Raw genomic sequence first — 3,812 nt, forward strand, 5'->3', positions numbered from 1 at the left:
GTAAGCGTCCGACCAAGGCCGTCTGAGGGAAAGCGGCATGTCCGTTCCCGCCCACTTGCGGACGTTAGGCCCTACGTGACATGTTCCGGCTATGACCGTCGCTCTTGAAGCTGAAGTCCAACCGGCAACGCTTTCTCTCCCGCTCGATCAAAAATTTATGGTCGAGCGAGGGAGTGATCTTCACGCAGCTTTAAAAGGATTGCCTGATCTGTCATCAGGACAATCCGCCAAGCTCGAGCGAGGGCCAAAACACTATATCGAAGCTGTCCGGCACGGTGATCTCTGGGCGGTCAGAACTCGCAAAGGCAGCTACTTCAGTCTTGCATCGTTCACGGCCGAATTGTCGACCGATTACAGCGACCGGAAGGTGAAGGAGAGCCGTGCTGCTGGTTCCATTTGGAAGCGCATCAAACGAAGCATTATGTCGCCCTATCCGGAGCGGTCGCTCAGCACAGAGCAGGTTCAAACACTCTTCGCGGAGTTTTTTGCAGGAAGGAAGTTCAGCCTAGCAAAATCTGGCGCCTGAGCGTCATGTCCGCTCCCCACCACCTTCGGTCGTTCGCTGGAGGAATCTTCCTCAATCCACTGGAATGGCGGCTCTCGGCGCGACCGATCGAACGAACGGCCGAACGGGGGAGGGAAGCGGTCGCTCCTGCCTCAGCCCCTACTGGTGGCCCAGCAAGATTTGGGGCACATCCTGGGCATGAGTTGGACCGCCGACAGCAAAGACGTGAACCCGTTTCAACGCATTGCCCTTTTCGCAGTTCTCACAGTCGGGGCCATCCTCTTTATAATAACTCGCTTCTATCATACCCCACCTGTTCCGTCTCCCTTTGGATGCTACAAAGGTGCAGGAACCCCAGTGGTAGTATTGGGTGAGAAGCAGGTTGTGATCGGAGGGGGCAATGCATTTCACCGAATCGTCCTTACTGAGAGAAGTAAGAACGGCTACATGGTTCAACCAGGATTTGCGTTCGAGAGGCGAGGCGCAGGCACCCTTTCGCCAGTGGAAAGCTACCGCTTAGTTCTTATCGAAGCGAAGCCGCGTCACCTCCCCTCCATGAAGGTGGCGGTTGGTGATCACGACGACGTTCTTTTGAACATGGTGCCCTGCAGAAGCTAAATGGCCTTTCAAGCAGGCGACCACAAATGTCCGCCATTGGGCGCGAGCTGCCGGTCCGCTTTTTACGCACTTTCGGACGAAGCGGCTTCTGGGTCGACCCAATTCCAGGGCAGCAGCTCGTCCGTACGGTTGATGGGGTGACCTCGGCCAATTCGATCGAGGACGTCGGCGAGCCAGGCCTGTGGGTTGATGCCGTTCAGCTTCGCCGTCTCAAGCAGGCTGTAGATCGCTGCTGCCCGCTCGCCACCGCAGTCGGCACCGGCAAAGAGCCAGTTCTTGCGACCCACGGCGATGCCGCGCAAGGCGTTCTCCGCCAGGTTGTTGTCGATCTCGAGCCGACCATCGTCCGTGTAGGTGAGGAGCGCCGGCTTGAGGCGAACCGCATAGCGGAGCGCCTCCGCCAGCGGAGACCGCGCCGAAACCTGGGCGAGCACACCGTCTGCCCACTGGAAAAAGCCGAGCGCCTTCAGCTTCGAGAATTTGCGCGCTTTGCGGCGATCGTCATGCGGATCTCGGGTGATCCGCCGCTCGACCTCGTATAGATCGCCAATCAGCACCAGTCCCTCCAGGGCGATGGAGCGGGCATCAGCATCGAGCACGTCGCGCAGCTTGCGGCGCACATGGGCCCAACAGGCGACCGGCGTGATCAGCCCCGGCTGCCGATCGGCCGCGTAGAGCTTCTCGAAGCCGGCATAGGCATCTGCCTGCAGGAAGCCCGCAAAGGTCTTGAGGTGTTCGCGCGGCCGTTCTCCCTTACGGTCAGGGCTATAGCGGTAGAGCGCCGCCGGCTTGTCACTGAGACGCCATCGTCGATTGTCGCGCAAGTACACCCATAGCCTGCCCGTCGCCGTCTTCCCGCTACCCGGCGACAGTACCGGAACCGGCGTGTCGTCGGCGTGCAGCTTGGGGCTGGCCATCACATGCTCGGCGATGCCGTCGACCAGCGGCTGAAGCAGCCAGCTGACCTGGCCCATCCAGTCCGCCAGCGTCGATCGGCTGATCTCAACGCCCTCCCGCGCGAAGATCTGCGATTGGCGGTAGAGCGGCAAATGGTCCGCGAATTTCGACACCACCACATGCGCCAGCAAGCCTGGTCCGGCGCGGCCGCGGGGAACGGGTAGCCCCGGTGCTGGCGCCTGACTGATCGCATCGCAGCGCTTGCATGCCAGCTTCGGCCGAACGTGACGCACGACGTGGAAGCGTCCCGGAACATATTCCAGCACCTCGGTCACATCTTCGCCCAACCGGGCCATTGCGCCGCCGCAGCTGGTGCAACCGTTCGCTGCCGGTGCCGGGTGCAGCACCTCTTCGCGGCGAAGATGCGCAGGGAGCGCCTGACGGCGCGGCTGGATGCTTTCTGAGGCAGGCTCTTCCGCCGTCCCGCCGGTGACCACGCAGGTGGCATGCGCCTGCGCGGCCTCCAGATCCTCCAGCGAAAGCTCCAGCTGATCCGCCAGCAGCAACAGCCGCTCCGAGGACTGGCCGAACTTCATCCGCCGCAAACGGGCAAGCTGGACCTTCAGCTTCTCGATCTGCAGCGTCGTGATCTTGATGGCATTTTCGGCTGCGCCGAGCTGCTGCCGAGTTTCCTGATGCGCAGATCGCTCTGCTGTCAGCGCCTGCTCGGAGGCTGCGAGCTTGGCCTGCATCGCCGCCAAAAGCGCCTTCACCGCATCAGGATTGTCGGGGATGTCCAGCGCATCGGAAGACATGGCTTTTCATACCAGAACAGCGACTCGCGCCCAAGCAAAATGCGCGGATTTCTGCAGCTTTCCGCTACATCTGAACGGGCAATCGAGGCGCCTCCGGCGCCACCGTGCGACGCCAGTCCATCGCCTCGATCAGCAGGGCGAACTGCGCTGGGCTCAGGATAACGCCGCCATTCACCAGCGGCGGCCAGACAAAGCGATGACGCTCAAGCCGCTTGGAGAACAGGCAGAGACCGGTGCCGTCCCAATAGAGCGCCTTGAGATAGCTGCCTTTCCGGCTGCGGAAGAGGAAGACGTGCCCGCCATAGGGCTCCTGGTCGAACAGCGGCCGCACAAGTGCCGCCAGGCCATCGAAGCCGAGCCGCATGCTCACCGGCTTGCTTGCCAGGTACACCTTGGTGCCGGGTGGGAGCGAGATCATGCCGTTTCCCGCAGTACCCGCAGCACGCGGGCCAGCGCTTTCTCGTTGACATAGGTGTCGACCGACAGACGCACCCCGCCGGGCAATTCGATGTCGATGCCGCCAGGTCGCAAACCGGGGCTTGGCCGTATCAGTTCTTCCTGCGTCGGCCCTTTCTCGCGCGCCGCGGCACGGAATGGCGCAGCCACCTCGGCGCCCCGAAGAGCCACGGCGGGCTCGGCATCGGAGCCGCTCGCCAGTTCGCCATACGGGACAAATTGGAGCGGCTCCCCAGCCAGAAGCGCCATGTCGCGCTGCCGCTTGCGCCAGCCATGGATCAGACTGGGCGACATCCCGAGCTGCCGAGCAACGCCCACGATGGTGGCCCCCGGGGCATCGCATTGCGCCAGCACAGCGGCCCGCTCAGCGTCTGAATAGCGCCGGCGACGCTCCACATGGGTGATGACATCCATACGACCCATCCGCACTCTCCTTTCGGAGTGCGAAAGGACACTCCTGAGCGCTACTCGCCTCGCCCAGCAGAAGTTGCCACGCAATACGGGTCAGGTCGGACGCTTAC

At 62.4% G+C, this 3,812-nt stretch carries 4 protein-coding genes; 1 reads left to right on the forward strand and 3 read right to left on the reverse strand.

The genetic code is table 11. The annotated features are described in order from the left end of the window. The first annotated feature begins 91 nt into the window (after positions 1 to 91). Entirely contained in the window at positions 92 to 526 is a 435-nt protein-coding gene (locus tag B215_RS21220; RefSeq protein WP_152997958.1) for a hypothetical protein, read from the forward strand. Positions 527 to 1,185: 659 nt separating this feature from the next. Here the strand turns inward: B215_RS21220 and tnpC are convergent. From tnpC to tnpA, 3 genes are all read right to left on the reverse strand, one after another. Beyond that, a complete protein-coding gene (tnpC, locus tag B215_RS0104310; protein WP_019368397.1) occupies positions 1,186 to 2,835 on the reverse strand; it encodes an IS66 family transposase in 1,650 nt (549 codons plus the stop codon). A 64-nt stretch (positions 2,836 to 2,899) separates the two neighbouring features. Further along, positions 2,900 to 3,253, reverse strand: a complete 354-nt coding sequence (gene tnpB, locus B215_RS0104315; RefSeq protein WP_019368398.1) for an IS66 family insertion sequence element accessory protein TnpB — start codon at positions 3,251 to 3,253, stop codon at positions 2,900 to 2,902. Further along, positions 3,250 to 3,714 carry an IS66-like element accessory protein TnpA gene (gene tnpA / locus B215_RS0104320; RefSeq protein WP_026008935.1) on the reverse strand — a complete coding sequence of 155 codons (465 nt, stop codon included), beginning with the start codon at positions 3,712 to 3,714 and terminating at the stop codon, positions 3,250 to 3,252. Before tnpA ends, tnpB begins: the two co-directional genes overlap by 4 nt. Positions 3,715 to 3,812: the final 98 nt, after the last annotated feature.

It is taken from the genome of Sphingomonas sp. ATCC 31555, assembly GCF_000282895.1.
GTDB lineage: Bacteria > Pseudomonadota > Alphaproteobacteria > Sphingomonadales > Sphingomonadaceae > Sphingomonas.